This is a genomic window from Levilactobacillus humaensis (assembly GCF_024345185.1).
GTDB lineage: Bacteria > Bacillota > Bacilli > Lactobacillales > Lactobacillaceae > Levilactobacillus > Levilactobacillus humaensis.
Genome location: NZ_BROB01000050.1, coordinates 1 through 6790 on the forward strand (window position 1 = coordinate 1; position 6790 = coordinate 6790).

Below are 6790 nucleotides of genomic sequence, written 5' to 3' on the forward strand. Positions count from 1 at the left end.
GGATAGAAAAAAGGAGCCCAATTCGTAAGTGAATTGAACCCCTTACTCTCTCATCAACACCCGTTGACAAAGAGCCATTTTTTGATGATATATAAATAGAGACACCTCCGGCTGTTTGGCTGGGGGTGTCTTTTGTATTTAATATCGTTCGATAAAGAAATTAAATATGTGGCTTGTCTACTGAAAAGCAAAGTATCAGTCGTTTATCCACTTGAATTTTAGATTTCCACTGAGTGCTTTCGAACGGCCAATCTTTTCTGAACCGTGATAAATACTCGTTACTGGCATTGAGTCCTCGTTGACTTCTTTACCTAAAATGACAACTTGGGCATTAGCCAGTTGTTGTGCGTGCCGGGAGACGGCGGATCTATCGGTATTTTTCAAAGTAGTAAATTCGTCGGATACGTAGACAAGTAGTCCGCGACTGCTATCGTATTTCAAATTGTCGATATATAGTGATTCATTGTATTTATTTTTACCATCATTTGCCCATTGTTGTTCCTCATTTAGGCTGTCAATTAAACTCGAATTATATTTTCTTAGTTCTTTACCAGAAAGTTTTTGAAGAGCATCATTTTCATCCTGGGTGTTATTTGACGCCTTTTTAGTTGAAGAAGATTCAGCTGTTGAAGAAGAGCTATTGTTAGAAGGCTTTGACAATGATGTTGATATGAAAAATATCACGACAAGTACCCCAAGTGAGTATAGTACGTATTTTCCAGGAACCTTGGAAGGTGTTTTATGTTTACGTGCATTGTACCAGATACCTCCGAGAACCATGAATACGATAAAGCTTAAGCCGAGTAAGGTGTCTATCATAAGTTGAAACCTCCAATATGTAATTATGCGTGAGTTTTATGCCATCAGCAGTGTTGGGCAGATTTATGTCAAAATCGCGTATTGTAGTGTATTTTCTTAGACTCATGGTATGCACTGAACATTCATTTCAGACTATTATATGTTTTAGGTGTACCGGTCGACGTTTCAAATTATTTGTTGATCTTAAGCCAATCGGTAGTTATAGAATTATAATAATCATGAAAATTATCATATTCAGAAATGTTCTTGGATGATTATTATAATTATATCATGAGGGAATCATATTAATTTGTTGTTTTGAAAACGGTTGAGGTACCTGATGATAGGGTGGTCTTATTCAAGTAAAATGTGAATTATCGAAAATGAAAACATTTGTAGAACGTAGCAAATTACCCTACGCGTAAATTAACTTACAAACAAAAAATCCATCACTAAACGAATTTCAGTGATGGATAGAATAGTAATGACTCATTCAATTAAGGAGAGTACAGGAATTGAACCTGCGCGCCGGGTATTCGCCGGTTCGACGGATTTCGAGTCCGTTGCATTACCACTCTGCCAACTCTCCATGTGACTACTAATACATTTTACCAATAATGCATATAAATGCAAGCCAAGTTTGGATTAATTTCGTTGTTGGGTGAAAACGGAGCGGTCGAAAGGTGGTACCCAGGTTGAGGGACCAGCGATTAGAGCCAGTGGGGCAATATTGGTGCTGTCCAGTTTAGTGGCCAGCACGGTCTTACCCGCTTGAATGGCGGTCGCAATCTCCCAATCGGTCCATTCGGACTGCCAGGTTTCACGGCTGACAATAACCAGGAGGCGGTGAGCCCGTTTGATGTCCCGCTTGAGCTGACGCTTAATCTTCGCAGCTTGGAAGCCGGTAAAACGAATCGGCAGGTGCTGCTCATGGAAACTTACGGTGGGAAACTCCCAGTCCTGTTCTGACCAATGTTCAAGCTGTTGGCGAAACGAATGGGCCAACGGATCGGCTGATTGACAACTGATAAAAAGTTCACTCATGGGGGGCGCTCCTTTCTTTATGGAGTTCATTCTAACGGATGGTTGCGACAACTGGGTGACAGGCAGATTGGCATCTTATGAAATTAATATGACAATCCTAATACAAAGTTGCTAACCTAAGTCTACCTGACTATGAGAATAGACGACAGCCAAGGGACCAAGTTAGTAATGGTACTAATTGTTCGAACCGAAGACATAAAAAAATCCCTCACACGAGGTGGGGGATTGCTTAAGCTTGTTTAATTGGTTTGCTTCACTTTAATTGCGGGTGCCTTGTGAGCGGCAACGGCTAATTCTGGGAACCAAATGGCGATTTCATGGTGCGCGTTCTCACGACTGTCCGAAGTGTGGACAATGTTTCTGAGAATGCCATCTGGATATTCATGGGCAAAGTCCCCACGGATGGTCCCAGGCTGAGCGTCATTAGGACGGGTCTTGCCGGCCAGGTTGTGGACAGCCTTGACCACGTCGGTCCCGGTCACAATGATAGCGACCAGTGGCCCTTCCTGCATATAGGTTTCAATTTCGTGGAAATAAGGCTTGCCGACCTGATCACGGTAATGTTGTTGAAGTTGCGCGCTAGTGGCTCTAACGACCTTTAACGCCACGATTTCATAACGTTTACGTTCGAGTCGGGTGATGATTTCACCAATGTGACCTTCTTCAACGCCATCGGGTTTAACTAACAATAAAGTCTTTTCTGAATTTGCCATGGTAGTGCCTCCTTGAAGTTTTTGAAACAGTCAAGAAACAGTTGCTCACTCATTAACAAGTTACTAACTTAGATATTAGGCTAAACGGTTCCCACAGTCAACCTGCGTGCCTTTAAGATACTTTTAGGCTGGGTCACCCATCACCATCCAGAGAATCAGGTAGACGATGAGTCCAGGGAAGACCGGTGTCATCGTCAAGACGATGAACAAGATGCGGGCAACCCCGACGTTCCAGTCGAAGCGTTCGGCAAGTCCGCCAATGACCCCGGCAAACACCCGGTTAGTTGCGGAACGGTGAAAGTCTTTCATATTAACAGCCTCCTAAAAATTAAGATTGGAAATCAATTTTATTGAAGAAGTCGACGTGGATGTCGTCATCGGTAATCTCTAACTTGGTAATACTACCGTTGATGGTGGCGATACCCTCATCCAATTCTGGGGCATAGCGGTCGACGATGGAACGAATGGTGACCCCATGAGAAACGACAACGACTTGGTCGCCATCCTTGGAGTTAGCCCGCAGTTTGTCGAATCCGCGGTCCAAACGTTCCCAGAACATGTCGTTACTTTCGGCGTCGCCATAGAGGTCGGCCTGGTGAATCAGGTCGCGGGCCTTTTCCAAACCGTAGGTGCCCAGTACCTTGGATTCTGAATCCAAGCCCACTTGAACCCCGACGAATTGCCACATCTGATTCAGGTCATTACCTTCGAAGTAACCGTGGCATTGTTCCCGGAATTCTGGATATTGGTAGGAGACGAGATTTTGAGAGTCGGGGATTTCGCGCAAGGCGATTCTAGCCGTCTCAATGGCCCGTCCTGAGTCGCTACTGTAGGCTGCAGTCAGGGGAACATTCTTGAGTTGGCGACCCGCACGTTGCGCGTCAGCCCGTCCCTTGGCCGTCAGAGGTGAGTCGATCCACCCTTGAACCTTGTTATAATGGTTCAACATCGTTTGACCGTGTCGCACAAAGTAAGCCGTAATCTTTTTCATAATTTTAGACCCCTCCATCTTTCAGGTAAGTGGTTACATCTTTAGTATAGCAAGCTTTGTGAAAGAACGCGAAGATTTTTGCATGGCTGACTAAACTCGACAAATTTTTAAAGCGTTAAATGGTTATTGTCGGGTAAAACATGCTATGTTATTAACATACAGGAGATGATGTGGATGAGCATTGAAAGTAGTTACCGCTATACGGGTGATTTGGACCTAGACCTCGACGAATTAGCCACGCGAGTGGAAAAGGGCCCGGACGCCACGGCCATTGAGAATCGACTGACGGCGAACGTTTTGGCATTAGGGGACTTACAAACGCGGCTGTACTCGCAGAAAAAGTACGGTGTGATTATCATTTTGCAGGGGATGGATACCGCCGGTAAGGACGGCCTCATTCGCCACGTCTTCAGCGGTCTCAATCCTTCGGGAACCAGTGTCGTGAGTTTCAAGCAACCAACGTCAATGCAACTGGATCATGATTTTCTCTGGCGGATCAATCAGGAACTACCACCACGGGGAGAGATTCGCATCTTCAATCGGTCGCAATATGAGGATGTCTTGATCAGTCGCGTTCATCCCGAGATGTTAACGAAACAAAATCTCCCGGGAATCGATCAGGCTTCGGATGCCGATGCCGCGTTCTTTGACCGACGTTATCAAGATCTCAAGCATTACGAAAAATACTTACGTCATCAAGGTTTTGTCACCATCAAATTCTACTTACATCTGTCCAAGGAAGAACAGACGCGGCGCTTTGAGAAACGGATTGAGGTGCCAAGTAAGAACTGGAAATTCTCACCAAGTGACGTCAGCGAACGGGCTTATTGGGATGATTACCGGGTCGCCTACACCAAGATGCTCGAGAATACGGCGACAAAACGGTCGCCTTGGTACCTGATTCCGGCCGACGATAAGGGTATCGCACGGCTTATTGTATCTAACATCTTGATTCAACGATTCCAAGCGTTACAGCTGGAATATCCGACGGTTGATCCGAATGTGAAACGCCAATTGAAGTCGACCTTGGAACAACTTAAGAACGGCAAATTGTAATAGACAAAAAGCGTTAAAACAGCAATAAACATCTTTTAAATAAAATATAAATGTAGCATGCAATTAGCCAATTTATTTGCGGTTGTGGTATGATGACTCGCAGAATGTTTCATAATTAGGAGGAATCAAGGCATGACCGTAACCGTTGGAATTGATAAAATGGGGTTCTTTACCCCCAATCTTTATTTGGACATGCGCGACTTAGCAGCCGCAAGAAACGATGATCCGAACAAGTACTTAATTGGGATTGGCCAATCAAAACAGGCTGTGATTCCGCCAACCCAGGATGTCGTGACGATGGCGGCCAACGCGGCCGAACAATTTCTGACGCCGGCACTAAAGGCTGAGATCGGCATGGTGCTGTTTGGGACGGAATCTGGTATCGACAACTCTAAGTCCACGGCGATTTACTTAGCGCATCTGATAGGACTGCCAGCTGAGACTCGTGCGGTCGAATTGAAACAAGCCTGTTACGGCGCCACTGCTGGCCTCCAATTGGCGGCTGACTTTGTGCGGGTGCGACCCACGGCTAAGGTCTTGGTCATCGGGGCGGACATTGCTCGCTACGGACTACGGACCGCTGGGGAAGTGACTCAGGGCGGTGGTGCGGTCGCCATGTTGGTTAGCGCCAATCCGCAGATTCTGGCATTGGATCCCGTCACGAGCTATCACAATGAAGATGTCATGGATTTTTGGCGGCCAACGTACCGGACGGAAGCTTTGGTCGATGGTAAGTATTCTACCAATGTTTATTTGGACTTTTTCAAGCGTGTTTGGCGAGGCTACCAAGACCAAACGGACCTGACAATTGCGGATTTTTCTGCTTTTGTCTTCCATTTGCCTTTCACTAAGATGGGGCGTAAGGGACTTCGACAGATCCTACCGTCGGCGACCGAGGCCCATCAGGCGGAACTCACGGCGTCCTTTGAGGCGAGCCAGGCGGATAATCGTAACGTGGGGAACCTTTACACGGGGGCCCTTTACCTGAGCCTATTGTCCTTACTCCGGCATCAGACGATGGCGGCGGGCGAGCGCATCGGTCTCTTCAGTTATGGTTCCGGGGCTGAGGGTGAGTTTTTCAGCGGCACCGTGCAAGCAGGTTATCAGCAGGGCTTTGATTCGACAGCTATTGACCAGTTGTTGGATCAACGTCAGCGGGTCACAGTTACCGAGTATGAGGAAATCTTCATGCAACGGCTCAGCAGTGACGGCAGTGATGCCCAGTTAGCCGTGGGGAATGATCCTGCTGAATACCGCTTAACTGGTCGTCAGGGTGAGCAACGTCTGTATCAAAAGCAATAAAAGAAGGCCGCGAAACGACAAGTTTTCGCGGCCTTTACTGTCTATTCAAATTTATTGTAGGTGACGTAACCGTCCTTGTAGATTAACACCGGCTTCTGATTCTTGAGCCCAATCTGGAAGGTGTAGCCGGTTCCCAGGGCCTTCTTCAGCGAGGCGCTGGTCTTACTAAAGCTGTTCACGAAGCGTGGCCACTTGGCTTGTTTGGCCTGTTCAGGATGCTTGGTCAGTCCCCGAATCGTTGACTGTAGATCCTTGTTGGTCACCGTCAGGGTGTAGGTCTTGGTCTTGGCATCAAAACTCATCGTCCCAATCTTTTGCAGGGACTTTCCCAGTTGCTTGTTGACGCTCTTTTCATTATCAGCCCGGGTTGCTTGATGCGACTGTGAATCAAAGGCCTGACCGGAGTTCGAGCTGATCTTCTTACGCGACTTGGTCGTGGGATTATCCTTGGCCTGTTGGTGTGACCAGTAAGGCAACTTCCAAACAGACCAGCCGGTTAGGAGTAAGGCAATGATGAGTAAGGCACTTGCACCCACCTTGGAACTTCTTTGGTGAAACGCGGTAATTAATGAAAATATGGCGATCAGTGACACTAAGCCACCGAGAATGGCAAATCCGAGGAACATAATGGTGCCTCCTTGAAGAGTTTATTAAAAATTAAGCAGAAAACCTACGATTTTAATCGTGGGATGAATGCCAGAATTTAGCATATTTTTTGAAACGTACGTTCCCCTCAAGAGGACTAAACATGTTATACTTAATCCAATCTATAGGGGAGGTATCCATTGGTTAAATTAGGGCGAACAATTAAGCTGAGACTCTATCCGGACGCTGATCAAGCAGAGCAATTTCTAGCGATGAGTCAGGAATATCAACGATTGGCTAA

General features: G+C 46.3%; 8 protein-coding genes and 1 tRNA gene. 2 read left to right on the forward strand and 7 right to left on the reverse strand.

Translation table 11 applies throughout. The annotated features are described in order from the left end of the window. Positions 1–195 precede the first annotated feature (195 nt). The 6 genes from OCU14_RS11020 to OCU14_RS11045 form a co-directional block, all read right to left on the reverse strand. On the reverse strand, positions 196–819 hold the full coding sequence (locus OCU14_RS11020) for a hypothetical protein (protein ID WP_261811066.1): 624 nt from the start codon (positions 817–819) through the stop codon (positions 196–198). 479 nt (positions 820–1298) lie between these two features. Then, positions 1299–1387: transfer RNA gene (locus tag OCU14_RS11025), tRNA-Ser, on the reverse strand. 56 nt (positions 1388–1443) lie between these two features. Continuing rightward, the gene (locus tag OCU14_RS11030) at positions 1444–1842 is read right to left on the reverse strand and encodes a TIR domain-containing protein (RefSeq protein ID WP_261811067.1); all 399 of its coding nucleotides are present in this window, start codon (positions 1840–1842) and stop codon (positions 1444–1446) included. A gap of 239 nt (positions 1843–2081) precedes the next feature. Continuing rightward, on the reverse strand, positions 2082–2555 hold the full coding sequence (gene ndk / locus OCU14_RS11035) for a nucleoside-diphosphate kinase (protein WP_057877553.1): 474 nt from the start codon (positions 2553–2555) through the stop codon (positions 2082–2084). 123 nt (positions 2556–2678) lie between these two features. Next, positions 2679–2864, reverse strand: coding sequence for a PspC domain-containing protein (locus OCU14_RS11040; protein WP_261811068.1), 186 nt, complete (start codon positions 2862–2864; stop codon positions 2679–2681). A 19-nt stretch (positions 2865–2883) separates the two neighbouring features. Then, the gene (locus tag OCU14_RS11045; protein WP_057877555.1) at positions 2884–3546 is read right to left on the reverse strand and encodes a histidine phosphatase family protein; all 663 of its coding nucleotides are present in this window, start codon (positions 3544–3546) and stop codon (positions 2884–2886) included. Positions 3547–3720: 174 nt separating this feature from the next. Here OCU14_RS11045 and OCU14_RS11050 point away from each other — a divergent pair, with 174 nt between their 5' ends. Together OCU14_RS11050 and OCU14_RS11055 are read left to right on the forward strand one after the other, a co-directional pair. Then, positions 3721–4602, forward strand: coding sequence for a PPK2 family polyphosphate kinase (locus OCU14_RS11050; protein WP_261811069.1), 882 nt, complete (start codon positions 3721–3723; stop codon positions 4600–4602). A 132-nt stretch (positions 4603–4734) separates the two neighbouring features. After that, complete coding sequence (locus OCU14_RS11055; RefSeq protein WP_261811070.1) at positions 4735–5904, forward strand: hydroxymethylglutaryl-CoA synthase; 1170 nt, start codon at positions 4735–4737, stop codon at positions 5902–5904. Positions 5905–5945: 41 nt separating this feature from the next. Here the strand turns inward: OCU14_RS11055 and OCU14_RS11060 are convergent, their stop codons facing one another. Next, positions 5946–6530: a hypothetical protein gene (locus OCU14_RS11060; protein ID WP_261811071.1), complete on the reverse strand. Its 585-nt coding sequence runs from the start codon at positions 6528–6530 to the stop codon at positions 5946–5948. Positions 6531–6790 lie beyond the last annotated feature (260 nt).